General features: G+C 47.7%; 23 protein-coding genes. 1 reads left to right on the top strand and 22 read right to left on the bottom strand.

Going from position 1 to position 26,829, the window contains the following annotated elements; genetic code table 11:
* Window positions 1-145: 145 nt before the first annotated feature.
* Entirely contained in the window at window positions 146-469 is a 324-nt protein-coding gene (gene fdxA, locus WG89_RS09395; RefSeq protein WP_062264706.1) for a ferredoxin FdxA, read from the top strand.
* A gap of 123 nt (window positions 470-592) precedes the next feature.
* Here fdxA and rpoS read toward each other — a convergent pair whose 3' ends face one another.
* From rpoS to bamA, 22 genes are all read right to left on the bottom strand, one after another.
* The gene (gene rpoS, locus WG89_RS09400; RefSeq protein ID WP_062264709.1) at window positions 593-1,621 is read right to left on the bottom strand and encodes an RNA polymerase sigma factor RpoS; all 1,029 of its coding nucleotides are present in this window, start codon (window positions 1,619-1,621) and stop codon (window positions 593-595) included.
* Between the two features lie 100 nt (window positions 1,622-1,721).
* A complete protein-coding gene (locus tag WG89_RS09405) occupies window positions 1,722-2,453 on the bottom strand; it encodes a peptidoglycan DD-metalloendopeptidase family protein (protein WP_216638461.1) in 732 nt (243 codons plus the stop codon).
* Between the two features lie 698 nt (window positions 2,454-3,151).
* Window positions 3,152-4,087: a polyprenyl-phosphate transporter gene (locus WG89_RS09410; RefSeq protein ID WP_079253747.1), complete on the bottom strand. Its 936-nt coding sequence runs from the start codon at window positions 4,085-4,087 to the stop codon at window positions 3,152-3,154.
* Window positions 4,088-4,194: 107 nt separating this feature from the next.
* A complete protein-coding gene (locus tag WG89_RS09415) occupies window positions 4,195-4,863 on the bottom strand; it encodes a protein-L-isoaspartate(D-aspartate) O-methyltransferase (RefSeq protein ID WP_062264715.1) in 669 nt (222 codons plus the stop codon).
* 1 nt (window position 4,864) lies between these two features.
* Window positions 4,865-5,611 carry a 5'/3'-nucleotidase SurE gene (surE, locus tag WG89_RS09420; protein WP_479686491.1) on the bottom strand — a complete coding sequence of 249 codons (747 nt, stop codon included), beginning with the start codon at window positions 5,609-5,611 and terminating at the stop codon, window positions 4,865-4,867.
* Window positions 5,589-6,647, bottom strand: a complete 1,059-nt coding sequence (gene truD, locus WG89_RS09425; protein ID WP_079253748.1) for a tRNA pseudouridine(13) synthase TruD — start codon at window positions 6,645-6,647, stop codon at window positions 5,589-5,591. The genes surE and truD overlap by 23 nt, the downstream gene beginning before the upstream one ends.
* Window positions 6,648-6,753: 106 nt before the next feature.
* Window positions 6,754-7,257, bottom strand: a complete 504-nt coding sequence (ispF, locus tag WG89_RS09430) for a 2-C-methyl-D-erythritol 2,4-cyclodiphosphate synthase (RefSeq protein WP_062264798.1) — start codon at window positions 7,255-7,257, stop codon at window positions 6,754-6,756.
* Window positions 7,257-7,991: a 2-C-methyl-D-erythritol 4-phosphate cytidylyltransferase gene (gene ispD / locus WG89_RS09435; protein ID WP_062264720.1), complete on the bottom strand. Its 735-nt coding sequence runs from the start codon at window positions 7,989-7,991 to the stop codon at window positions 7,257-7,259. Before ispD ends, ispF begins: the two co-directional genes overlap by 1 nt.
* A gap of 92 nt (window positions 7,992-8,083) precedes the next feature.
* Window positions 8,084-8,356, bottom strand: a complete 273-nt coding sequence (locus WG89_RS09440) for a septum formation initiator family protein (protein WP_062264723.1) — start codon at window positions 8,354-8,356, stop codon at window positions 8,084-8,086.
* Window positions 8,357-8,540: 184 nt separating this feature from the next.
* Window positions 8,541-9,833 (bottom strand): phosphopyruvate hydratase, encoded by a 1,293-nt coding sequence (eno, locus tag WG89_RS09445; protein ID WP_062264726.1) that lies wholly within the window; start codon window positions 9,831-9,833, stop codon window positions 8,541-8,543.
* A 554-nt stretch (window positions 9,834-10,387) separates the two neighbouring features.
* A complete protein-coding gene (gene kdsA, locus WG89_RS31120) occupies window positions 10,388-11,242 on the bottom strand; it encodes a 3-deoxy-8-phosphooctulonate synthase (RefSeq protein ID WP_062264729.1) in 855 nt (284 codons plus the stop codon).
* Window positions 11,243-11,251: 9 nt separating this feature from the next.
* Complete coding sequence (locus WG89_RS09455) at window positions 11,252-12,883, bottom strand: CTP synthase (RefSeq protein WP_062264733.1); 1,632 nt, start codon at window positions 12,881-12,883, stop codon at window positions 11,252-11,254.
* Between the two features lie 189 nt (window positions 12,884-13,072).
* A complete protein-coding gene (tilS, locus tag WG89_RS09460; RefSeq protein WP_062264736.1) occupies window positions 13,073-14,416 on the bottom strand; it encodes a tRNA lysidine(34) synthetase TilS in 1,344 nt (447 codons plus the stop codon).
* Window positions 14,416-15,366 carry an acetyl-CoA carboxylase carboxyltransferase subunit alpha gene (locus WG89_RS09465; protein WP_062264738.1) on the bottom strand — a complete coding sequence of 317 codons (951 nt, stop codon included), beginning with the start codon at window positions 15,364-15,366 and terminating at the stop codon, window positions 14,416-14,418. The genes tilS and WG89_RS09465 overlap by 1 nt, the downstream gene beginning before the upstream one ends.
* 289 nt (window positions 15,367-15,655) lie before the next feature.
* Window positions 15,656-19,165, bottom strand: coding sequence for a DNA polymerase III subunit alpha (gene dnaE, locus WG89_RS09470; protein ID WP_062264740.1), 3,510 nt, complete (start codon window positions 19,163-19,165; stop codon window positions 15,656-15,658).
* 105 nt (window positions 19,166-19,270) lie between these two features.
* Window positions 19,271-19,888, bottom strand: coding sequence for a ribonuclease HII (gene rnhB / locus WG89_RS09475; protein ID WP_062264800.1), 618 nt, complete (start codon window positions 19,886-19,888; stop codon window positions 19,271-19,273).
* A 1-nt stretch (window position 19,889) separates the two neighbouring features.
* Entirely contained in the window at window positions 19,890-21,047 is a 1,158-nt protein-coding gene (gene lpxB / locus WG89_RS09480; protein WP_062264742.1) for a lipid-A-disaccharide synthase, read from the bottom strand.
* Between the two features lie 156 nt (window positions 21,048-21,203).
* Entirely contained in the window at window positions 21,204-22,019 is an 816-nt protein-coding gene (lpxA, locus tag WG89_RS09485; RefSeq protein WP_079253750.1) for an acyl-ACP--UDP-N-acetylglucosamine O-acyltransferase, read from the bottom strand.
* Between the two features lie 2 nt (window positions 22,020-22,021).
* Window positions 22,022-22,462 carry a 3-hydroxyacyl-ACP dehydratase FabZ gene (gene fabZ / locus WG89_RS09490; protein WP_062264802.1) on the bottom strand — a complete coding sequence of 147 codons (441 nt, stop codon included), beginning with the start codon at window positions 22,460-22,462 and terminating at the stop codon, window positions 22,022-22,024.
* A gap of 150 nt (window positions 22,463-22,612) precedes the next feature.
* Window positions 22,613-23,641, bottom strand: a complete 1,029-nt coding sequence (lpxD, locus tag WG89_RS09495) for a UDP-3-O-(3-hydroxymyristoyl)glucosamine N-acyltransferase (protein WP_062264744.1) — start codon at window positions 23,639-23,641, stop codon at window positions 22,613-22,615.
* 3 nt (window positions 23,642-23,644) lie between these two features.
* A complete protein-coding gene (locus WG89_RS09500) occupies window positions 23,645-24,142 on the bottom strand; it encodes an OmpH/Skp family outer membrane protein (RefSeq protein WP_172806763.1) in 498 nt (165 codons plus the stop codon).
* 355 nt (window positions 24,143-24,497) lie between these two features.
* Window positions 24,498-26,813, bottom strand: coding sequence for an outer membrane protein assembly factor BamA (bamA, locus tag WG89_RS09505; RefSeq protein WP_062264808.1), 2,316 nt, complete (start codon window positions 26,811-26,813; stop codon window positions 24,498-24,500).
* Window positions 26,814-26,829: the final 16 nt, after the last annotated feature.

A 26,829-nucleotide genomic window follows, 5' to 3' on the forward strand; every position in this document is an offset into this window, starting at 1 on the left:
TGGTAGACTTGTCGCCTCGACTGGTTGCACTGCTTAGCAACCAGTCAGGGATAAGCGAGTAGAAATGTCATTTTCTGATGGTGACATTTCATAAATGTATTGTGACTGACTTATCATCAGCCTGAACAAACGGAGTGTAACCATCATGACTTTCGTAGTGGGTGAAAACTGCATCAAGTGCAAATACACCGATTGCGTGGAAGTGTGTCCCGTAGATTGCTTTTATGAGGGGCCTAACTTTCTGGTTATCCACCCGGACGAATGCATCGACTGTGCCCTCTGCGAACCTGAGTGCCCTGCCAACGCGATCTTCTCCGAGGATGAAGTACCTGAAGATCAGCAGGAGTTTATAGAGCTCAATGCAGTACTCGCTGACGTCTGGGAAAACATTACCGAAAAAACCGATGCCCTGCCTGACGCAGAAAAATGGGACGGTGTAAAAGGTAAGCTGGAACACCTGGAACGCTGATATCCGGGTATCCATCATTGAGAGAAGCCATTGATCCAACCTCAAAAGACTGGTTCAGAAACTTCTCCATAAAAAAAGCCATGACCCCAAGATCATGGCTTTTTTGTTTTGCCTCAGCGAAGCTTAACTGAACAGCGACTCTCCAGATAACCCCTGCTTTTCCAAAATGGATCTCAAGCGCTTGAGGGCTTCCACCTGAATTTGTCTCACCCGCTCTCGGGTCAAGCCAATTTCCTTGCCAACCTCTTCAAGCGTGCTGGTCTCATAACCCCTCAAGCCGAATCTGCGAGCAACCACTTCACGCTGTTTTTCAGATAACTCACCCAACCATTTATCCAGACTGTCATTAAGATCCAGATCCTGAAGCAATTCAGCTGGATCAGATTCTTTCTCGTCTGAAATCGTATCAAGGATGGATTTGTCAGAGTCAGGACCCAGCGGCGTATCAACCGAAGTAACACGTTCATTCAGCCCCAACATTCTTTTCACATCATCTACCGGCTTATCCAGCAGCTGTGCAATTTCTTCAGGAGTCGGATCATGATCCAGCTTTTGAGTGAGCTCACGAGCAGCCCTGAGATAAACGTTCAACTCTTTGACAACATGAATAGGCAGACGAATAGTACGTGTCTGATTCATAATTGCCCGTTCGATCGTCTGACGAATCCACCAGGTAGCGTAAGTTGAAAAACGGAATCCACGCTCTGGATCGAACTTTTCAACGGCCCTGATTAAGCCCAGATTACCTTCCTCAATCAAGTCGAGAAGGGTCAGTCCACGATTAACGTAACGTCTTGAGATTTTCACCACCAGCCGCAGGTTACTCTCAATCATACGACGCCTGCCTGCTTCAACTCCGCGACGGGCAAGACGTGCATAATGAACTTCTTCCTCTGGTGTTAACAGAGGAGAAAATCCTATCTCATTGAGGTAGAGCTGCGTGGCATCAATTGACTTATAGAAGCCATCATCATCTCGACGAGCCCTACTATAATCTGACGCACTGGGTGTTACAGGCTGTTGCGCCGCCGGTTCTTTTTCTTCGACTTCTTCGTTGATTTCAGAATCCAGCGCCATATCAACTTCACCCTTTCCCTGGGTAAAATCCTCAGCAAAACTGCTTTGCTCTGAGTTTTCCCTCTTCGCTGCCATAAGAGTCAGTCCTATCCGAAAGCCCCACTGTCTGTCGAACAACCAACTGGTAGTTGGGTCGACACCCGTGAGATCCCTCTACCGACACCGCACTAAGAAATCAGCGTTTTGGCAGGAATCGCATCGGGTCGACCGGTTTGCCATTATGCCGAATTTCAAAATGCAGCTTAGGCTCTGTCGTTCCTGTAGAACCTATTTCGGCTATCTTCTGGCCTGCTTTAACTGAGTCTCCTTCACGCACAAGCAATTCCTTATTGTGAGCGTAAGCGCTCAGATAGCTATTGTTATGTTTCATAATGATCAGCTTGCCGTATCCAGCGAGTTCGCTACCGGCATACACCACTTCACCAGTGGCAGCTGCACTTACAGGCTCTCCCAAATTGCCTCTGATATCAATCCCTTTGTTCAGCCCGTTGGCATTGCTGTATATCTGTACCACTTTTCCCTGGGCAGGCCAGTGCCAGCTTAAAGCCTTGGATGATGGTTCCGGCTTCCGATAAACCGGAGCTGGTGCTTTTTTAACCACCGACGGCTTAGGTGTGTAGGAAGGTTTGCTTGTTTTCGAGCTTGGTGAACGAGAAACATACCTTGAAGCCGTTAGATTGACATGCTGGCCAGGATAGATGGTATAAGGTGAACGTATTCCATTTATTGCTGCTAACTCTTTGTAATCTCGACTATAAAGCCAAGCAATGGAAAAGAGCGTTTCACCATCGCGGACAATATGACTGCCACTGGTCACCTTGGGTGGTAATCTGAGCTCTTTAACCTGAACAGAAGAAGGGTCATGAGAGCAGCCAGCCAGCAAGAGAAATATTGCAGCCAAACACATTATTCTTGAGCAAACACTCAAATTAAAATTTAGCTCAAGATCACTGTTTGTCATTCACTCTGCTCCACACTTACCCCCTGAGGCGCCCCTCACCATATAATATATTCGGATATATTTAAATTTGCTTAATCTAAAAAAATATATCAAAGGAAGTAACATCACCTATATTTGATCGCTTTTTTACCAAAATTCGAACACCCAGCCCAACACCTACCCATCACTATGCAAATTAACGAATTTCCGGGGCAATTCTTTACTAAAAAATGGCTAAACCGCAAAGGCTCCCTCCCCCTGTAAAACTGTAATTTCATGACTCTGTTGAGCTAGGAGTCTGCCGGACTTAAGACAATTTCGGCCTAAATACCAGAAAGAACGGCCTAATTATTCGATGAATTCGATTAAATAGGTCAACTATTCGCACGAATCCATCGAATAATTTGACTCGTTCTGCTGAAATTTATGCTCGAAAGCATAAGTCCGACAGGCTCCTAGACCCTTTTAAGATCACAACCAAACCATACTTCTGTATATTATTTCAAACCGCAAAAAAAGGATGGTGAAAGCCGATGAAGACCAAGCTCAATTGATGGCGAGGCAATCTGCAGTTCACTTTTCAATATCTAATTAGAAATTAAAAGAAAAGCCCATTAATAACAGTTAATGAGCTTCTACTGACAGGGTAGTGTTGGAACCAGAAATCAGTCTTCAGATAAACGACTTCCAAATTTTTCCAGCATAACTACCAGAAAAATAGCTAACAACATGACGACAATGGACGGCAATAGATAAGCAGACTGCCCAGAGAGGGCTTCATACGCCCAGGGAGAGATATTACGTTCCAGGAAAGGAACTTCCTGACCCGAACTGTTTATCCTTGTCTCAAGGGTTTCTTTCCATGGCCAAACCTTACCAAGCGCACCTAACATCAATCCCGTTAAGAGAGAAAGCGCCAGATCACGATGATGCTTTAAAAGCCATGAAAGAACATGAGAAAAAGTTAACAACCCGACGACACAACCGGATCCAAAGATGGCAAGAACAACAACATCAAAACTTTTTACTGCCGCCAGAACCGCTGGATAAAGCCCCATAAGCAGCAAAATAAAGCTACCTGAAATACCGGGAAGAATCATGGCAGAGATAGCTATGCATCCAGCAAAAAACAACATCAGGTAAGAAGGCGTAAGACTGGTAGGTGTTAAAGTACCAATAAAATAAGAAACCCCGCAACCCACTATCAGAAGCACTCCTGAGATAGCACTCCAATGCTTGATCTGTTTCAGCATATGAACACCAGACACCAGAATCAGACCAAAAAAGAAAGACCAGATCAGTTCAGGATAGCTCTCCAGAAGGAAGGTAATAAGATGGGCAAAACTCAGGATGCTAAATAGAATCCCGCCAAACAGAAAAACAAGAAAGTTACCGTCAATATATTTCCAACAAGAGGCAATACCTTCTGACTTCAACCTGACCAACAAAGCTGGATTAATACTTTTCAAAGCATTCAGTAAGCGATCATAAATACCGGTGATAAAAGCAATGGTTCCACCCGATACTCCCGGCACAACATCAGCGGCACCCATCGCTATTCCCCTGAGCAGAATGCCCAGGCCTTCTTTCATTTGTGACATGATCCAACCTGTCTTATTCTGTTAAGGGAGATTCAGTGCAATAGGTTTGCTGATCACTACCCGAATTATTGATAGCTTTAGAATATTACTGTGACATACCTGAAGCATTATTTCTGTATTCCAGCGAGCAATGGAACAAAACGAACGGCTTCAAGACTCTCCCTCTTGAATGCATTGCCCTGACGGGTAATCAGTAATAAATCCTGCACACCTCTGTCCCCCACAGGAATGATAAGCCGACCACCGTCTTCTGAGAGCTGCTGCAACAACTCTTCGGGTATCTGATCCGGGGCAGCCGTGACCATAATGCCATCAAAAGGGTCCATAACAGGCCAGCCCATCCCCCCATCACTGAGTTTGAGTTGAGCATTTTTGATAGAAAGCGTCCTCAAAAGCTTCCTGGCCCGTTCATGCAAAGGTTTAATTCGCTCTACCGAGTACACTTTTTTTACCAGAGGAGACAGCACCGCCGTCTGATAGCCGGAGCCTGTGCCAATCTCAAGCACTCTTTCCAATGGACCGGCCGCCAGCAAAGCCTCTGTCATTCTGGCAACAATATAGGGCTGTGAAAGCGTTTGCCCATATCCTATAGGCAAGGCTGTATCTTCATAAGCCCGATGGGAAAGCGCCTCATCAACAAACAGGTGTCTTGGCGTATTCCGAATGACATCCAGCACTTCCAGAGAACGAATCCCCTGGTCCTTGAGACGAGTAATCAATCGATCCCGAGTTCTTCGGGAGGTCATCCCAATCCCATGAATATCTACTTTATTCATTTCAGTCACCCAGCCATTCACTGAGCTGGGATAATGTCGCATGGTGCGTCTGATCGTATTGCAAGGGCGTTACCGAAACATAACCTTCCGCTATCGCATGAAAATCTGTCCCCTCACCGGCGTCCTGCTCTTTGCCAACAGGCGCAATCCAATAGGCCGGCTTGCCCCTGGGATCAAATACCTTAACCGGCTTTTCCGCTCTTTCCCGGTGACCCAGGCGAGTGACAGCAACCCCCTGTAGTTCGTTGTATGACAAATCAGGGACATTAACATTCAAGATGGTTCCAGCGGGCAAGGATTGCTGACCCAGCTTTAGAATTAAATCCCTAACCACGCGCCCAGCAGTAATAAAGCCCTGCTCACCTTTACCACAAGCCGAAACAGCAATAGCAGGCTGGCTCATGAAACGACCTTCCAAAGCAGCTCCAACCGTTCCTGAATAGAGCACATCATCACCAAGGTTTGCACCATGATTGATACCGGAAACAACAATATCCGGCTCATAATCCAACAGAGCATTTACAGCGAGATGGACACAGTCAGCCGGCGTGCCATCGACACTGTGAAAGCCATTCGGATGCTCCGTTACTCGAAGTGGTCGTCCAAGTGTCAGGGAGCTACTCAGGCCGGAACTGTTTCTGTCCGGTGCAATAACGATTCGTTCGCCAGTACCTTCCAGCGAATTGAAGAGTGTCGCCAACCCGAAAGCTGCAACACCATCATCATTACTCAGCAGTATTCTCATCAAATCGTCCCTCAATACACTCCAACACTTCCCTCAGAACTGCTGTTGCAAAGCAGCCTTTTGGCAGAGAAAACTCAAGCTGCAAAATATCACCTTCCAACCATTGCCAGCTCATACCATTCGGTATCAGTCTGATAGCCCTTCTCTCCTGCTTCAGCCCCTCTTTCTCCAAACCTTCAGTCAACAGCAGATTACGCCCAGCAATGTCTTCTTCCATCTTTCTGCAATCCGAGCTGGAAAGCAACTCTCCGCGCCCCCACAAAGGTGCTGTAAGGGAAACTTCTCCGGAGCGAATTCTGGCCATCAAGAGATCATCATGATCACGTAGAATGAGACTACCACTGTCCTGAAAACCCGGAACATCCCCATCCTGGTAACTTAGCCAGCTCTGTTTTTCCACTCTTTCTGCCACAATCTGATTAAAGAGCCAGGAACGAGCGGCAGACAGATACATGGATCGCTTGTTTCTGTGAGCCCTGAAGCTTCCTGAGAACATCAACAGTGCACGATCAATATTAATGCCTTCATGACCAAATCGCTGCTCACCAAAATAGTTTGGAACACCTTGTTGCGAGACCTGATTCAGGCGAGTATCGAGAGACTCTTTAGAAGCACCAACCTCTCTCAGCGTGATCAAAAAGCGATTGCCCTTTAGTGCGCCTGTTTTCAGCTTCTTGCCATGACGCGTGGCAGAAATTATGACCAATGATTCACTGTTCAGCTCTGACCATTCCGGTGAATCCTGACCTGGTAACCAAACACTGAACCACTGACGTGTTACACCATGTCGATCCTTCCGCCCGGCATAGCTGACAGCAGAGCGCTTGACGCCGGCAAACCTGGCAAGCTGACCTGCTACCCAGTCAGTATTCTCTCCGGTTTTCTGTACATTAATGTAGGCGTGCTCACCCTCGCCATCAGGCTCAAACGGCAGCTCTTCTTCTACAATAAAGTCTTCAGGCAAAGACTTGAACTGACATTGACCTAATGGCCCACCCCAGGCAAAAGCCCAGGCAGGCGTATAAGAAACTTGATTCATTAAAAACAATCTTGTGTGAAAGGCTGGTTACCCTGAGTTCAGGATAAACACAACAAGCCAGAAACCTAAAACTTCTGGTATTAAAAGAGACCTTAGTCGTGAGATATCAAAGCGTATTAAGCAACTTGGACGTTCCCAGCAAAACCACAGCATGGACTGCAATTCCCTCTTTACGTCCGGTATAACCGAGCTTTTCCGTCGTTGTTGCCTTTACATTGACAACATTAAGTTCAACCTGAAGATCTTTGGCCAGATTTTCACGCATGCACGGAATATGAGGTGCCATTTTGGGGGCCTGAGCTACGATCGTGCTATCAACATTGATGACGTGAAAACCATTCTCGTGAATCAGAGCAACTACATGACGCAAGAGTTGCCGGCTATCAATGCCTTTATATTTGGGGTCTGTATCCGGAAAATGCTGACCAATATCACCTAAGGCCGCTGCACCTAACAATGCGTCACATACTGCATGCAAAAGCACATCACCATCTGAATGCGCCAGCAGGCTGTGACTGTAGTCGATATTGACCCCACCCAGAATGACTTGACTACCCGTTGCTGCTTCATCGGAAAATCGATGAACATCAAAACCGTGACCTATTCGCATCATACTGTCTCTATCAGTTTGGCTTGCTGTTGAATGTAGAGGGCAGCAAGCGCTAAATCAGCCCCACGGGTCACCTTGATATTGTCACTGTGTCCCTCGACCATCAGAGGCTTAAAGCCAGCATACTCTATAGCACTGGCCTCATCGGTTACTGGCATCTCATCATCAAGCGCTTTTTTGAGGGCTTCATAAAGCAACTTCATTCTGAACATTTGAGGTGTCAGCGCATGCCACAACGTCTCCCTGTCCACCGTTTCTGTGACCTCACCCGCTGAAGAGGTCCGTTTCATGGTATCCCTCACTGGCATACCAAGCAGGCCACCGATGCTATGATCTGTCAGCTGCTTGACCAGCCACTCCAGATCAGAATGCCTGATACAGGGTCTGGCAACATCGTGTACCATGACCCAGTCTTCAGCATCAGCCAGCTCAGACAGAGCCTTAAGACCATTTAAAACAGAGTGATATCGTTCCTCTCCACCCTGTACGAGCATAATGCGTGAATCCCTGAGTAGCTCGATATCCTTGTAATACTCATCTTCTGCACCAATCACTACGATCAACTTCTCAAGGGTTTTGTAGCTCAGAAGTCTTTCCAGCGTGTGCTCCATCAAGGTACGACCGTGAATCTCAAGATACTGCTTGGGAACATTACTCTGCATTCGACGACCAACGCCTGCTGCAGGAACAATAGCCCAAAAACGGGTTTTATGAGGGTTTCTCGCAGTACTCACATTGCCACCTACGAAAGGTCATCAGGGACCTGCTTTAAACAGACTGGCACAGAAAAAAGAGACTGTACCTGTCAGAAAATCCATTCAGCCCATCAATCATAAATCAGATAAAACGTTTCATCTTTTCTGATCATGCCAAGATCAAGACGAGCCTGCTCCTCCAGAGTTTGCAGACCATTCTGCAACTCAATCACTTCGGTAGCGAGCAGACGGTTACGACGGTAAAGTCGGTCATTTTCCCTGCTCTGCAGATCAATCTGATTCTTGATCGCTACCATTTCGGCCACACTGCCCTCCCCCATCCAAAGTTGGATCTGAAGAGCTACCAGTGCCAGTAGCAATAAGGTATGCACCAGCTTACGCATCTGAAATTCTCATTGTTTGCAGCAATTGAGTCTATCAAAGCCTGAAAAGTGTGCCCACGAGGAAAATGAAAAAAATCAGTATATATGAGACCGCAGATGGTATTGAAGGAAATCAGGGCGAGAATCCAAATAAAAAAAGGGAGGCCGAAGCCCCCCTCTTGTATCACGCTATCGAGATAACGTATCAGGCACGCTTGAATTCAGCGAGACCACGGTATGGAGCCTTGGCACCCAGCTCTTCTTCGATGCGCAACAGCTGGTTGTACTTGGAGACACGGTCAGAACGACACAGGGAACCGGTCTTGATCTGGCCTGCCGCAGTACCTACTGCCAGGTCAGCAATAGTAGCGTCTTCAGTTTCACCGGAACGGTGAGAGATAACAGCTGTGTAACCCGCGTCTTTAGCCATCTTGATAGCTTCCAGAGTTTCGGTCAGGGAACCGATCTGGTTGAACTTGATCAGAATGGAGTTAGCAACACCTTTCTCGATACCTTCTTTCAGGATCTTGGTATTGGTTACAAACAGGTCATCACCGACAATCTGGATCTTGTCACCCAGAATATCTGTCTGGTACTTGAAGCCGTCCCAGTCAGATTCGTCCAGACCGTCTTCGATAGAGATGATTGGATATTCTTCAGTCAGCTTGGCCAGGTAGTCAGAGAACTCATTGGAGGAGAAGATCTTGCCTTCGCCTTTCATGTTGTACTGACCGTCAACGTAGAATTCAGAAGCTGCACAGTCCATAGCCAGAGTAATGTCAGTGCCCAGTTTGTAACCAGCCGCTTCAACCGCTTCCTTGATGACAGCCAGAGCGTCAGCATTGGATGCCAGGTTTGGAGCAAAACCGCCTTCATCACCTACAGCTGTATTCAACCCCTTGGCAGAGAGAACTTTCTTCAAAGCGTGGAATACTTCAGCACCCATACGCAGACCTTCAGAGAAAGTCTTGGCAGCTACTGGCTGAACCATGAACTCCTGAATATCTACGTTGTTGTCTGCGTGCTCACCACCGTTCAGGATGTTCATCATGGGAACAGGCATGGTGAACTGACCGGAAGTACCGTTCAGGTCAGCAATGTGCTGGTACAGTGGAATTTTCTTGTCAGCAGCAGCGGCTTTGGCAGCAGCCAGAGAAACAGCCAGAATAGCATTGGCGCCCAGAACACTCTTATTTTCTGTGCCATCCAGCTCAATCATAGCCAGATCCAGACCACGCTGATCAGCAGCGTCACGGCCCAGCAGAGCTTCACGAATTGGGCCATTGATGTTGCCTACGGCTTTAAGGACACCCTTGCCCAGATAGCGAGACTTGTCTCCATCACGCAGCTCCAGAGCTTCACGAGAGCCTGTAGAAGCACCGGAAGGTGCTGCGGCACGACCCATGGCTCCTGATTCCAGAATAACGTCTGCTTCTACAGTTGGGTTACCGCGAGAATCCATGATTTCGCGGCCTTTGATTTCAACAATTTTCGCCATGATAGCTTTCTCTCTACACAAATGCCGATAGCCAACGAAAAATACTTTGCATCACCCAAATATTTGAAAACAGCAAGACAAAATATTTTTCATAATACAATCGTCTATGAAGGGAAATATGCTCGATAGTTCGAGCCATGAGGGATCATTCTGCAGGCCATTGAATCTTCAGGCTTTCATCTGTTGAATCAACGGTCCCAGCCTGATTGGATAATAGTACTAACACAAGGACGCAATGCCATTATCCAATGGGACTGTTTTCTGCTTTCCCCAACGTTACGATGCGGCCACTATACCAACTCCGAGCGGGTTATCAACTATTGCAAATAGCAACACCGAGAACGCAGAAATTAACATATGAATTCACCCTAACCTCTTGCTATCACAGTGATGATAAGCAATGAACACTTCCGAAAAATGACAGCTCTCCATTCAAGACCGAGCTTCAAAGCCTAAGAATTACATAGATCACAATATAGAAATCATAATGACAGTTTGCTGATACAAAAAAACCGCCCTAACGGACGGTTTTTTTGTAATCAAATAGAACCAACTCAGTGAGTATCCAGTTCTGGTAGCGATTTAACCAGATCATCTATAGCCTTGATTTGACTCAGAAAACCTTCAAGCTGAGATAAGCGCAGAGCAGAGGGACCATCACAGCGGGCAGAATCCGGATCAGGATGAGATTCCAGAAACAAACCTGCCAGACGTGTAGACATACCTGCAAGAGACAACTCAGTCACCTGATGACGACGACCACCAGAAGCAGCCCCCATAGGATCTCTACACTGCAGCGCATGAGTAGCATCAAATATGACCGGAGACTGACCACTGACTTCCTTCATGGTACGAAAGCCCAGCATATCCACCACCAGGTTATCGTAACCAAAAGACGAGCCCCGCTCACAGAGAATCACCTTCTCATTGCCTGCCTCAGCAAACTTGTCAACGATATTACCCATCTGCGAAGGACTCAGGAACTGAGGTTTCTTCACATTAATCACTGCACCCGTTTTGGCCATGGCATACACCAGATCAGTCTGACGCGCCAGAAAAGCCGGGAGCTGTATTACATCAGCCACTTCAGCAACAGGCTGGCACTGATGCACTTCGTGCACATCAGTTATAACTGGCATACCAAAGGTCTCTTTCAACTCCTGAAAGATCTTCAGACCTTCTTCCATACCCGGACCACGGTATGAGTGTATGGAAGAGCGGTTAGCCTTATCAAAGGAAGCCTTGAAAATATAGGGAATACCCAGCTTCTCTGTAACAGACACATAATGCTCAGCCACCTTCATGGCCATGTCACGGGATTCCAGAACATTCATACCACCAAACAGTACAAAAGGCCTGTCATTGGCTACCTGGATACTTCCTACCGCAACCACTTTCTGCTCAGACATACTCTACCCTCAATCCTGTTGAGCCTGGTAATCCAGCGCAGCTTCAATAAATGATTTGAACAGTGGATGACCATCCCTTGGTGTAGAAGTAAATTCCGGGTGGAACTGACAAGCCACAAACCACGGATGCTCTTTCACTTCGACCATTTCTACCAGGGCATTGTCTTCAGAACGACCTGAAATCACCAGACCGGAGTTCTCAAGAGGCTCCAGATAATTATTGTTCACCTCATAACGATGACGATGACGCTCAGTGATGACATCAGAACCGTATGCTGCATGAGCCAGCGTTTCTGGCTGAACATTACAGTTCTGGGCACCCAGCCTCATAGTTCCACCGAGGTCAGACGCTTCTGTACGGGTCTCAACAGCACCTTCAGAAGACAACCACTCAGTAATAAGACCTATTACCGGATGTTCTGCATTCTGATCAAACTCAGAACTGTTGGCGCCTTCCAGGCCTGCAACGTTACGAGCATATTCAATAACAGCCACCTGCATACCCAGACAGATACCCAGATAAGGTATCTTTTGCTCACGGGCATGGCGAACGGCCTGAATCTTGCCTTCAACACCACGATGCCCAAAGCCACCCGGTACCAGAATGGCATTAACACCTTCCAGACGACTCAGTCCTTCCTGCTCAAGCAGTTCAGAATCGACATAACGGATATTCACTTTGGTGCGGGTCTTGAGACCGGCATGGCGTACCGCTTCAATCAAGGATTTGTAGGCATCAAGAAGTTCCATGTATTTGCCCACCATGGCAATGGTCACTTCTTTTTCTGGATGGGTGTCACGATCAACAACATCAGCCCATTCGGATAGATCAGCTGCAGGTGTATCCAGACCGAACTTCTCTACAACAATCTGATCCAGACCCTGCTCATGCAGCATCTGTGGAATACGGTAGATAGTATCTGCATCTTCCAGTGAGATAACAGCACGCTCTTCTACGTTGGTGAATAGAGAGATCTTGCGACGGGCTGACGCCTCGATAAACTGCTCGCTGCGGCACACCAGAATATCTGGCTGAAGACCAATAGAACGCAACTCTTTAACAGAGTGCTGAGTAGGCTTGGTCTTTGTTTCACCGGCTGTTTTGATGTAGGGCACCAGGGTCAGGTGCATCAACAAGGCTCTGGAAGAACCCAGCTCCACCTTCAACTGGCGAATGGCTTCAAGGAAAGGCTGGGACTCAATGTCACCTACGGTACCACCGATTTCAACCATGGCAATGTCTGCATCACCGGCACCCTGAACAACACGGCGCTTAATCTCATCGGTGATATGAGGAATAACCTGTACTGTACCGCCCAGATAGTCACCACGACGTTCTTTACGCAGTACGTCCTGATAAACCCTGCCAGTGGTAAAGTTGTTACCCTGCTTCATGGTTGTGCGCACAAAGCGCTCATAATGGCCCAGATCGAGGTCGGTCTCAGCGCCATCTTCAGTAACAAAGACTTCACCGTGCTGGAACGGGCTCATAGTGCCTGGATCAACGTTGATGTAGGGATCCAGTTTGAGCATCGTAACCTTAAGACCACGAGCCTCAAGGATAGCTGCGAGGGAAGCCGATGCGATGCCTTTGCCCAATGAGGAAACAACACCGCCCGTGACGAAAATATAACGCGTCATTAGTATCTGCTGACTCTTAATGCGGGGTGAAAAAATGAATACTCAAGATGGGAGATCAGGATACCAAAATCACTGCTAAACGTAAAACAGATACTGCAAAAATACCGAGAAAGTTCTGTCCTGCCCCAAAATCCCACCTCGAGAAAAATAGATAACGAATGTACGATCATCAATCTGGCCAGTCAAAAATCAGGGCTTCCAGATCAATTGATACCCTTGCTTTGCCTCACAGCCATATTTTTCAGTCACGAAAACACCGGGCAAAGCCACCAGCTCATCCTCATAAAAAACAAAAGGAATAATCTCCCTGACCCAGGGAGGCACCTGATAGTCCTGCAGCCAGCGTTTGATGGTTTTACGCCCTCTCCGCCCCTTAGCAGCCACTTTGAGTCCAGATGGCAGCTGAGATCGACTCAAGACCTTCACCCCTGCAGCCGGGAGAGAAACACCGCCACAAGGCTCAACTGAAAGAACGCCTCCGGAACAAGGCAATGGAAGTCTACTCTGCTCTTGCCAGTTCCAAATCACTTCATCCGCCGGCTCACTCTCTGCCGACTTGGGAACAAGTACCAGCTTTCCTGAAAACCTGCGCAACTGAAAAGACTCAATGTCAACAATAGGATCCGCACCTTCACTGGCATTGATCAGATCACCGAACACGCTCTGAAGACGCACCCTGTCTGGCATATTCACACCATGATTAGCCAACCAGAATCGAACAACTCTGCGAGCAGAAGCATCATCCAGTTTCTCGAGAGCCTCAATATCAATAATCTTTCGACTGCCCCATAAACGGGAAGGAGGAGCCTGAATGATTACCTGAGCCTGTCTTTCAGTCTGCTTCAAGAGCAAATCATTGGCCTCAGTAACATCTTCAGAGAAACGAGCAAGACGAGTAGCTACACCAGGCCACTGGGCTTCGATCTGGGGCATTAGATTGTGACGAATGAAATTTCGACGAAAGCGCTGGTCAGTATTCGAGTCATCTTCGACATAAACAAGCCTGTTATTTTTTGAATATTTTTCAATAGCTTGACGACTAATATTCAACAAAGGCCTTAACAAATAACCATGACCTAACTTTCTGCTGACAGACATACCGGCAACACCATCAAGCCCACTTCCACGCAGCAATCGAAACAGAACCGTTTCTGCCTGATCATCCTGATGGTGCCCCATCAACAAATAACCGCCCTCAGGCAAATATTCTTCAAAGACCGCATATCGCGCTTCTCGTGCCTGACGCTCTATATCAGATGAGTCTTCAATAGACACCCGCACCACTTTCAAAGGAACATCCCACTGCGAGCACAACCCCTTACAATGATCAGCCCAGCGATCTGCATTAACACTTAAACCATGATGAATGTGGAGCGCGGTAAGAGATTTAATCAGCCCCTGCTGCTTAAGAGAAACCAGCAGGTGGAGGAGGACAGTGGAATCAACGCCACCGCTATAGGCAACCGTCAACGGTTGCCCAGCAATGGCTTCAATCTGAGAGAAAAGGTATTGCCGCAGAGGCTGCTCAGTCATCAGACCGCGCCGTAATCCCTGATACGCTTGTAACGGCTTTCAATCAAAGCATCAGCGTCCATGGATTCCAGTTTCTGAAGCTCTTCCTCCAAAGCCTTACCCAGAGCCGTTGCCATGATTTCTGGATGACTGTGAGCACCACCCAGAGGCTCATCAACTAAACGATCTACCAGCCCCAGCTCTTTTAAGCGCCCAGCGGTCACACCCATTGCCTCCGCAGCTGTCGAGGCATACTCTGACTTCTTCCAGAGAATAGAAGCACACCCCTCTGGAGAAATAACAGAATAGATAGAGTTCTTGAGCATCAGTAGCTGATCACAAACACCAATAGCCAGAGCACCACCGGAACCCCCTTCACCAATGACGGTAGAGATAATGGGCACTCTCAGACGGGACATCACGGCCAGGTTATAAGCAATAGCTTCACTCTGACCACGCTCTTCAGCACCGATACCGGGATAAGCGCCCGGTGTATCAATAAAGGTCATGATCGGCATTTTGAAACGCTCAGCCATTTCCATCAAACGGCAGGCCTTACGATAGCCTTCAGGCTTTGGCATACCAAAGTTACGCAGTACTTTTTCTTTGATTTCGCGGCCTTTCTGATGGCCAATAATCATCACCGGACGACCATTAAAACGAGCAATACCGCCCACAATGGAAGGATCGTCAGCAAAGTGCCTGTCACCGTGAAGCTCATCAAACTCCGTAAACAGGTGCTGAACATAATCCAGTGTATAGGGACGACGGGGATGCCTGGACAACTGTGCCACCTGCCAGGCAGAAAGATCAGAAAAGATCTGCTCAGTCAGGGTCTTGCACTTGTCCTGCAGGCGGCTGATTTCATCAGTAATATTCAGTTCGGCATCGCTGCTGACCAGTCTCAGCTCTTCGATCTTTGCTTCCAACTCAGCGATCGGCTGTTCAAAATCCAGATAGTTCGGGTTCATAGATTCCACTTCAAGCGTTCAGCATCAGCAATACAATGACAAAGGCCAGTCGGTTTCTCTGGAATTAAACAGCCCACCCCAATGAACCTGATCTGACGCATCGTACGGAAGCTTTGAGCAAATTCACAAAGCTTCAGGCGCTAAATAATCAAAAATGCCTATATCAAAAGAAAAGCAATCTACAGCAGCTGGTTTCAAGCACCTGAGCAGAAACTGCTTTTCACATAAATTTGTCAAGAAAAATACGTAAAAGCGATCAATATGTCGAGTTAAAAAGCGTAAGCGTCCGTTACTGATACTCTACTTTCGCTGATTCCTTGCCCAGCCACTGCCTTAATCCGAGCACCAGTTCATCACTTGGACTGACATTCCATTGTTCGCCCAATTGAACACTGGCAGAGGCATCCTCACGGAAGTAATTAACTTGAACCGGTAATCGCCCGGGGTGCTGTCCCAGCAACCCAGACATTTTGGAATGGAACTCCCGATCAACCTGCTGACTGCTCAAATCCACCAGCAGCCGCCGGGCATAGTAGCTTCGGGCATCTATCAGGTTCATCGCTTTCTTGGTTCGAACCTTCAAACTGCCAGAGTAATCATCAAAGCTGACTTCCCCTTCAAACACGATCACCGTATCCATTTTAATCAGGGCCTGACACTGTTCAAAGACGTCCGCGAAGATAGACACTTCGATTCGACCAGTACGATCATCCAATGTTACAAAACACATCTTGTCGCCGCGTTTGTTCTTCATAACCCTCATGGCCACAACCAGCCCGGCAATATTCTGGCTCTCGCCTCTGGCAGGCTGAAGATCACGAATACGGTTACGGATAAAGTGCTTTATTTCATGCTCATATTCATCAATGGGATGACCGGTAAGATAAAGACCAAGCGTATCCTTCTCCCCACTCAACCGGACTTTATCTGTCCACTCCTCGACCTTTTGATACTTGTCGTAGACATTTTCTTCGCCTGCCGGAACCAGTGCTCCAAAAAGATCACCATGACCCGAATCGAAACTTTTAGCCGCCTGATCAGCAGCTTTCATAGCTTCAGGCTGACTGACCTCAAGCACAGCACGGTTAAAGTTGTATTTAGACTTCTTACCTGGAATGGGGCCCAACAGATCAACAGCACCGGATCGAATCAGAGCTTCCAGCACACGCTTATTAATACTCTTGGCATCCACACGCTCACAGAAGTCGAAGAGATCCTTGAACGGCCCACCAGCCTTTCTCGCCTCAACGATCGACTCAATGGGTCCTTCACCCACCCCTTTGATCGCTCCCAGGCCATAAACAATATGGCCATCATCGTTAACACCGAACATATAGTCGCCACTGTTCACATCCGGTGGCAAGACTGTGAGTTCCATCTCACGACACTCTTCAATAAAGGTCACCACCTTGTCGGTGTTCTGCATATCCGAACTCATAACCGCAGCCATAAATTCCGCCGGATAGTGCGCTTTCAACCAGAGCGTTTGATAGGAAACCAGGGCATAGGCAGCTGAGTGAGATTTGTTAAAACCGTACCCGGCAAACTTTTCCACCAGGTCAAAGATTTTCATGGCCAGCTCGCCATCAACCCCTTTGGATTTAGCTCCATCTTCAAAAATGGATCTCTGCTTGGCCATCTCCTCGGGTTTTTTCTTACCCATGGCACGACGCAGCATGTCTGCACCACCCAGGGTATAACCTGCCAGCTCCTGAGCAATCTGCATAACCTGTTCCTGATACAGGATAATGCCGTAGGTAGGCTGGAGAATCGGCTGAAGCCATTCATGCTGGTATTGAGCATCGGGGTAGGACAACTCTTCACGACCGTGCTTCCGGTTGATGAAGTTATCTACCATGCCCGATTGCAGCGGGCCGGGGCGGAACAGTGCTACAAGGGCGATAATGTCTTCGAAACAGTCAGGCTGCAGACGCTTGATCAGATCTTTCATGCCCCTGGATTCAAGCTGGAACACCGCTGTGGTTTCCGCTCGCTTGAGCATGTCGTAGGAGAATTTATCCTCCAGATCGATCATCATGATATCGAGCTCATCCTCGCCACGCTGCTGGCGGCGGGGATTGATCATCTTCAGAGCCCAGTCGATGATGGTCAGGGTTCTCAGCCCCAGGAAGTCAAACTTAACCAGTCCGGCTGACTCAACATCATTCTTGTCGTACTGGGTCACCACACCACTGCCGGTTTCATCACAATACAGTGGAGCAAAGTCCGTCAATTTGGTCGGCGCAATAACAACACCACCCGCATGCTTACCCACATTTCGGGTGACACCCTCAAGCTTAAGGGCCATATCCCAGATTTCCTTGCCGTCTTCATCGACATCAAGAAAATCCCTGATCATAGCCTCCTGCTCAAAGGCTTTGCTCAAGGTCATACCAATCTCGAAGGGAATCATTTTCGAGAGACGGTCTGCCAGACCATAGGATTTCCCTTGTACCCTCGCTACGTCCCTGACTACCGCCTTGGCAGCCATGGTTCCGAAGGTAATAATCTGGGAAACTGCATCGCGGCCATAGGTTCTGGCCACATAGTCGATCACCTTGTCTCGACCATCCATACAGAAGTCAACGTCAAAGTCAGGCATCGAAACCCGTTCAGGGTTCAGGAATCGCTCAAACAGAAGATCGTACTGGATAGGATCAAGATCAGTAATCTTTTGTGCATAGGCCACCAGAGAGCCAGCACCGGAACCACGACCCGGACCTACCGGAATACCGTTATTCTTGGACCACTGAATAAAGTCCATTACGATCAGGAAGTAGCCTGGAAATCCCATTTGCAGGATGATATCCAGTTCAAAATCCAGTCGATCCCGGTACACTTTTTCTTTTTTTGCGTACTCGGGATCAGAGGGTTCCAGAATGGACTGCAAACGCTCAGTCAAGCCATCATGGGAGAACTTTCGAAAGAACTCATCCATGGTCATCCCTTCCGGGATCGGGAATTCAGGCAGGAAGTATTCACCCAGATGCACATAAACCGAACAGCGGCGTGCAATTTCAACTGAGTTTTCCAGAGCTTCAGGAATATCCGAGAAGAGTTCAACCATCTCTTCTTCAGACTTCAGATACTGTTCTTCACTGTAACGCTTAACACGACGAGGGTCGTCCAGAGTCGAGCTTTCGCCAATGCAGACACGGGCTTCATGAGCTTCAAAGTCTTCCTTGTTGATGAACATCACATCATTGGTTGCCACAACGGGACAATTGTACTGCTCAGCCAATGCAACAGAACCGTGCAGGCATGCCTCATCGCCTCCGCGAAAAGTTCTGTGGAGCTCGAGATAATAGCGACCCGGGAATGCTTCCATCCATTCTGTCAAAAGCGAACCAGCCAGCTCAGTATTTCCGCTGAGAATCGCCTGTCCTACATCCCCTTCTTTGGCACCGGATAAAGCAATCAATCCTTCCGATTTTTCCTGAACCCATTCTCTTTTAACAATCGCCTTGCCATGTACCTGATTTTCCAGAAACGACTGAGAGATCAGCTCTGTCAGATTCCTATACCCCTTCTCACTCATGGAAAGCAGTACAATCCGGACCGGTTCGTGCTCAGGATCAGGATGAGTTATCCAAAGGTCAGCACCACTGATTGGCTTGATGCCCGCCCCCTGAGCACCGTTATAAAACTTCACCAGTGAGCAGAGGTTCGACTGATCGGTCACAGCAACGGCTGGAAAGCCTTGCTCAGCCACTTCCTTAATCAGAGGTTTGATGCGAACCAGGCCATCGCTCAGGGAAAATTCTGTGTGAAGTCTCAGATGTATGAAACGTGCAGGCATGGTATTAGATTGATCCGGTTAAGAAGGGATTAGTCATCACTATACGTTAACGCGAAAGAGCTACAAGCTAAAGGCTGTAACTCTCACTGCATTTCTGTCAGTTTATCAGTTAGATATCTGAACAGCTTCAGAAGCTTCAAGCGCTTCTCGTACTGGCTTGAATGAACGACGATGAATAGGCGTCGCACCCAGCTTTTTTAATGCATCCATGTGCACTTTTGTTGGGTAGCCTTTATGCCCACCCATACCATAGCCCGGGTACATCTTTTCCAGTTCTGCCATTTCCCGATCACGAGTGACCTTAGCAAGGATTGAGGCCGCGCCTATCTCAGGTACTCGACCATCTCCTTTGATCACAGCTTCAGCACGACAAGGTAATTCCGGACAACGATTGCCGTCAATCAATGCCAGTTCAGGCTTAACCGACAAACCTGCAACTGCTCTTTGCATGGCCAACATGGTAGCGTGGAGAATATTGAGTTCATCTATCTCTTCAACCTCGGCCCGTCCTATTGACCAGGAAAGCGCTTTGGCTTTAATTTCATCAAAAAGCAGGTCCCGCTTCTTTTCAGAAAGCTTTTTTGAATCATTCAGACCATCAATGGGATTCTCAGGATCCAGAATCACGGCTGCAGTTACTACCGGCCCACAGAGAGGTCCGCGACCCACTTCATCAACACCACAAACCAGAGTTAATGTTTCAGGGGACGAAAATAAATCCATCTCATTCTGCTGCATCGTACTTTCCTACAACTGACATGACAGCCTGATAAGCCAGCGCACTGGCATCACGTTTCAATGTTTTATGAATCCCCGTAAACTCCTGCACCAGATGGGATCGCCACTGCTGATCATCCAATGCTTTGGTCATAGCTTCATGAAGTTTTTCGGGTGTAGCATCGTCCTGCAACAACTCGGGCACACATGGCTCTTTGGCCAGCAAGTTGGGTAAACCGACATGCTCAACTTTTACCAGACGACTTAGAATGGCAAAACTCAGAGAGGCCATTCGGTAGCTGATTACCATAGGTCTTTTATGCAAAGCTGCTTCAAGTGTTGCAGTGCCAGAGGCAATCAGAATGGCATTTGCCGCAGCCATCATTTCGGACGCTTTTCCCACAGCAACAGTGACATCAAGATCTGAAAAGCCTTCCAGCATGGGAAGTAGCTGAAGTTTTCTTTTCTCACTGGCACAAGGAATAAGGAAGCGAATATCCGGATGATCTTTCTTGAGCAGCCGGGCCGTTTTTAAAAACAGATCACCCAGACGACCTACTTCAGCTTTTCGGCTACCGGGAAGCAGCGCAACTACGGTACCTTCTTCATCGATACCCAGTTTTTTTCTTGCCTCTGTGGCATCCGGCTCCCAGTCAACCTGATCAGCCAGCGGGTGACCTACAAAAGTGACGGGCACTCCATGACCTTTGTAGTAATCTGCCTCAAAAGGTAACAGTGCCAGCATATGATCCACTGAACGTCTGATTTTTTTCAGACGACCTTCACGCCAGGCCCAGACTTGAGGGCTGACATAATGCACCGTAGGAATCTTGTTTGCTTTCAGATATTTCTCAAGTGGCAGGTTAAAATCAGGGGCATCAATCCCGATAAACACATCGGGCTTTTGGGCCACAAAAGTTTCTTTTAACTGCTTGCGAATACCCAGCAACTCTTTAAGGCGACCCAAAACTTCTACCAACCCCATGACAGAAAGTCGCTCCATGGGAAAAAGGCTTTCAAACCCTTCCGCCATCATCATGGGACCACCTATCCCATAACAACGGGCATCGGGATGATGCTTTTTGATCTCCCGAATCAGAGCAGCACCAAGAAGATCCCCTGAGGCCTCTCCGGCCACCAGAGCAAATGACAGCGTTCTGGACATTCCTTTTTATCACCTTTGAAGATGTAGCTTATTGCCACTCTAACGAAATCATGGGCTTGAGGACAAACTAAACCCCCGCCATAACCTCTGAGCGATCAAACTTGAAACAGGAAATCAATACAGAGGTAACGGAGGGGAAACAGATCAGTCTTTGGATCAGCGAGTAATACCGCGGGTAGACGCTTTGAGGGAATCAATCAGCAACTGGATTTCAGGCTGCTGATCCATAGACTCAAGACGATCCAACGCTTCATTGGTGCGCAGACCCTGCCTGTAGATCAGCTTGTAGCACTGACGTAATTCACGAATCAGTTCAGGACTGTATCCACGCCGTCTCATGCCTTCAAAATTCATACCATGCGCCTTGGCAGGATTACCACTGACCATGACAAAGGCCGGAACATCCTTGAAAACAGCCGTGTGCGCTGCACTCATACTGTAATCACCAATGACACAAAACTGGTGAACTGTGGTAAAACCACCCAGAATGACACCATCACCGACTCTTACATGACCTGCAAGCGTGGCATTGTTAGCCATTATGATGTTATTACCCACAATACAATCGTGAGCCACATGAACGTAGGCCATAAGCAGATTATTACTGCCTATACGGGTTATCGCACTGTCCTGAGTTGTACCACGATGAATGGTACAGCCTTCACGAATCACATTATTGTCGCCAATCTCCAGCCAGGTTGTCTCACCTGCATATTTCAGATCCTGACAATCCTCACCAACACTGGCAAACTGGAAAATACGATTATTTCTGCCGATTCTGGTATGCCCTTTGATCACGACATGGGCGTTAATTTCTGTTCCAGAGTCAATTTCAACATTAGCGCCAATAACGGCATAGGGTCCGACCTTCACATCCGGCGCGAGGGTTGCGCTCGGATCGATGACTGCTGTCGGGTGGATAAACTCACCTTGAACAGCATTTGATTCTTGGCTGGAACGGGAATCAATCAAGACTATAGTTCCTTTCTTGCACAGGTTATTTCAGCAGAGCAGGCTATCTTACCATCAACCAAGCCTTGGCAGGAAAATTTCCAGATATTTCTTTTCATCGCCACAAATTCAGCCCTCAAAACGACCTGGTCACCAGGCAATACAGGCTGACGAAATCGGACTTTATCAGCACCGGCAAAATAATAGATACTGCCGTCCTTTTCCTCTCTAGCTTTCATCTGATATCCCAGAATACCAGCTGCCTGCGCCATGGACTCAATCAAAAGAACCCCAGGCATAATGGGATGATCGGGAAAATGACCGGTAAACTGCGGCTCGTTAACAGTGATATTCTTGAGGCATTCAATCGCATTTTTCTCAAGATCTACAGAAACCACCCTATCCACGAGAAGGAAAGGGTAGCGATGCGCAAGAATGGACTGAATTTCCTCAATATTGATCATGCAATTCAACTCAATAGGTTGGCCAGTAAAATCCGCCAATGCAGACTTCATGACTGCATTTAATACCTGTCTGCTTACAACAAAAGGCTGGTAAACCAGCCTTTTTAGGTATCAGTGCCCTCGTCAGGGTATACCAGGACACTCTCTCATTCAGTTATCGAGCCGACGCTCGCACTGCTTTAAACGTTTCGCGATGTCATCCAGCTTTCTGAACCGGACTGCATTCTTCCGCCATTCTCCGGCTTCCATAATCCCGGTACCCGATGCATAGGCACCTGGCTGGGTAATGGACTTGGTGACCATAGCCATACCAGACAAATGCACATGATCAGCAACGGTAATATGACCTGCAAGTCCCGCTGCACCGGCAATGGTGCAATATTCACCAATTCGTGTACTGCCTGAGATACCCACATTTGCCGCAATAGCCGTATGCTTGCCAATCACAACGTTGTGAGCCACCTGTACCAGGTTATCAATGCGCACACCCTCATGAATAATGGTATCGCCCAGAGCGCCGCGATCAATACAGGTACAGGAACCTATTTCAACATCATCACCGATGACTACACCACCAATCTGGGCAATTTTATGCCACTTGCCGTCAGCACGGGCATTACCAAACCCGTCGGCACCAATTACAGCATTGGCATGAATGATAGCGCGCTCACCAATGAACACCCCATGGCAGACAGTAACATTGCGACAGATATGACTGCCCCTGCCAATCACTGAGTCATGCCCGATGACAGCACCTGTATCGACCCTGACACCCTCTGAAATCTGCACTCCAGACTCCACCACCACCTTTGGACCTATAGCCGCCGTAGGATGAATCTCAGCATCGGATGCAATTTCAGCAGACGGATGTACACCAACAGGCTTGCCTCTGTCGGTATCAAACAGATGCGACAAGGAAGCATAGCCCAGATAGGGGTTTTCAAGTATCAGGGCATTACCTGTCCAGGTTTCTGCCTGGGCAGGAGCCAGAATGACAGCACTGGCGCCCGTTGTTTCCAGATAGCGGGCATAGGCTGGATTTGCCAGAAAAGCCAAATCTCCAGCACTGGCACCCTGAAGGGTGTTCAAGCCGGAGATCAGCTGTCCTGCATCCCCCTTCAGCTCAGCACACACCCTGCCTGCAAGTTCAGACAGGGTATAGGAAAAAGACTGCTTCATGGATTACTTCAACTTGTTCATGCGCTCTATCACCTTACGGGTGATGTCCAACTCAGGCTTGACGAAACGGGCTGCTCCACGCTCAAGAACCAGGTCATAGTTCTGCTCTTTGGAAACTTCATCAATGGCTTTTTCAAGCTTTGGTCTCATCTTGCCCAGCTCAGCTTGATCGGAACGAGCCTTCTCACCACGCAGCTGACGATCCTGCAGCTGCAGATCTTCAAACTTGCGCTTGATTTCAAGCTGACGGTTATCACGCTGACTTTCTGTCAGGGTAGGACCGTCTTTCTGCAGTTTTTGTTCCAGACCCTTGATTTCATCCTGCAAGGATTTCAATTGCTTGATTCTTGGAGCAAACAGCTTTTCTGCTTCTTTGGCATATTTTTTAGCGGCATCAGACTCCAATACGGCCATTTCTGAGTCCACAACGGCAATTTTCTGAGCCTGAGCCAATGGAGAGAGCATCAGTAAAGCAATAAACGCCAGTTTGATCGATTTCAAGTTCATTCTCCTGAAAAAAAACGCTAAATCTAAGCCAGAACAATCCACTAAACAGAGGGTGATCGCTCTACACACCGCCAAAAGTCGAACGATGATGACCAGAGCTTCTCGATTGCCTCTCAACAGCAGTGTTCGTGAATGGCTTCATTATAATGAAAAGACACTATATCGCATCTATTTAATGCTGCACTGCCTTTACACAATCCGTAATAACTGAACCCTTACATCTGATTATGAAAAATCTGTCCCCAGCAAAAAATTTGCACGAGAGTCCCTACTTAGCAGGTTCAAATAAGATAAAAAGAAAGAGTCAGAAAAAAACCGGCCAGAAAAGTTCTGGCCGGCTTTCAAACGATCAGAAAGGTGTACCCAGAGAGAAGGCAAACACTTGGGTCTCGTCCTCTCCTTTTGGATTCAACGCCTTAGCCAGACTGAATGTCAATGGACCAAGCGGTGTAATCCAGGTCAGGCCAATACCCGCACTGTAGCGCAGTTCTTTAAAATCAGGATTTGAACAATCCTTGATATCACCGCTGGGGCAGCTGGTGTCAAACACATTACCAAAGTCAAAGAACAGACTGGTTCTCAGAGAACGCTGATCTTTTACGAAAGGCAGCGGGAACAGAATTTCCGCAGTACCTTCGATCACCAGATCACCACCAATGGAGTTATAGTCACTGCCATTCTTCTCTTTAGCCTTGGGACCCAGAGAGTTATCTTTGTAACCCCTTACAGAACCAAAACCGCCAGCATAGAAGTGCTCGAAGAACGGGATGTCAGTCGTATCGCCGTAAGCACCAATATAACCTATTCGAGTGGATACACGACCGGTCAGGGATTGGGTAATAGGCTGGAAGTACTGGCCTCTATAAACCAGTTTATAGAAGCTGACGTCGGAACCCGGAATGGTAACCTGTGCAGAGGCACTCTGAGAATAACCACGGGTTGGCAACAATCCACGGTTCAACTCACTTTCAGACCAGCCCAGAGTAGCCTTCAGATTCGTAAAGCTGTCACCGTTGGCCTTCAGGTAATCCAGAATATAATCCGGCGTTTCAGTACCGGTTTTAATACTGGTGGCATCCACACCCAACCCCATACTGATGGACTGTGTTTCAGAAATGGGATAGCCAAAGTTTACGTTTGCGCCGGTAGTGTCTGCTGCGTAATTTGAAATATCGGTATTACTGTAGTCGTAAGAACGATGGAATACACTAAAGCCACGACTCACACCATCAACGGTGTAATAAGGGTCGGTGAAGCTTAAGTTATAAAGCTGACTGACATCACTCTTGTTCAGGCCGACAGAAACCTTATTACCGGTACCCAGGAAATTATTCTGACTGATCGAGCCACCCAGCAACAAGCCATCCGACTGGGAATAACCCACACTGGCAGTAATACTGCCGGAAGGCTGCTCTTCCACTGTGTAATTGACATCAATGAGGTCACTGGTACCGGGAACCGGAGGCGTTTCAACATTGACCTCCTTAAAGTAACCCAGACGCTCCAGACGAACCTTGGACTGTTCAATTTTCTGAGTATTAGCAGAAGCCCCTTCCATCTGACGCATTTCACGACGCAGAACTTCATCTTCTGTTTTGGTATTCCCTGAGAAGTTAATTCTGCGAACATAAGCCCGCTTACCAGGATCAACAAAGAAGGTCAGGGAAACGGTTTTCTTTTCATGGTCCGGTGTTGGAATACCGGTAACATTGGCAAAGGTATAACCTTCATTACCGAGACGCCTGCTCAGAATTTCTTCCGTAGTCGTAATCACCCTGCGAGAGAAAACCTGCTCTGGCTTGGCCAAAAGCAACCGTTCTGCTTCTTCTTCAGGAATGATCAGGTCACCCGCCAGTTTGACATCACTCACCGTATATTTATCACCCTCATCAATGTTGACAGTAATAAATACGCTTTGTTTGTCCGGACTGATAGATACCTGAGTTGAGCGAATATTGAAATTAATATAACCACGATCAAGGTAGTAAGAGCGCAGACGCTCAAGGTCACCCGACAATTTTTCTCTGGAATACTTGTCACTGGAACCAAAGAATGAGAACCAGCCGCTCTCTTTCAACTCAAAGAGATCAACAACTTCTTCCTGAGGAAAGACCGTGTTGCCTACGACATTAATATGTCGAATCGTTGCAACCTTACCTTCTTTTACATTAATGGTCAGTTTGATGCGGTTACGAGGCTGAGCTTCGACTTCTGCAGTAATACTGGCACCATAACGCCCCTGGGCAACGTACTGACGCTCCAGCTCAAGCCGGATGGCTTCAAGAGTAGCCTGCTGAAAGATTTCACCTTCTGCCAGCCCCGACTTGCTAAGACCCTGCTTAAGGTCTTCCGTCTTAATAGCCTTGTTACCCTTGATGACGATTTCACTGATGGAAGGTCGCTCAATAACCGAAATCACCAGGACTTCACCGTCTCTGGCCATTTGAATATCTTTGAAATACCCTGTCCGGAACAGGGATTTAGCTGCACTGGAAATCTGCACGGATTCAATATCGTCCCCCACTTCTATGGGTAACGCATTAAATACCGTCCCGGCTGAAACCCTCTGCAGGCCATCAATCCGGATATCAGACACTACAAAAGCATTGGCGCCTGACGCATAGGCCATTGAGCCAATCAGCAGAGACAACAGTGATCGCTTCATGGAATCCGTTCTTAGT

The sequence above is a fragment of the Endozoicomonas arenosclerae genome, from assembly GCF_001562015.1.
Taxonomy (GTDB): domain Bacteria; phylum Pseudomonadota; class Gammaproteobacteria; order Pseudomonadales; family Endozoicomonadaceae; genus Endozoicomonas_A; species Endozoicomonas_A arenosclerae.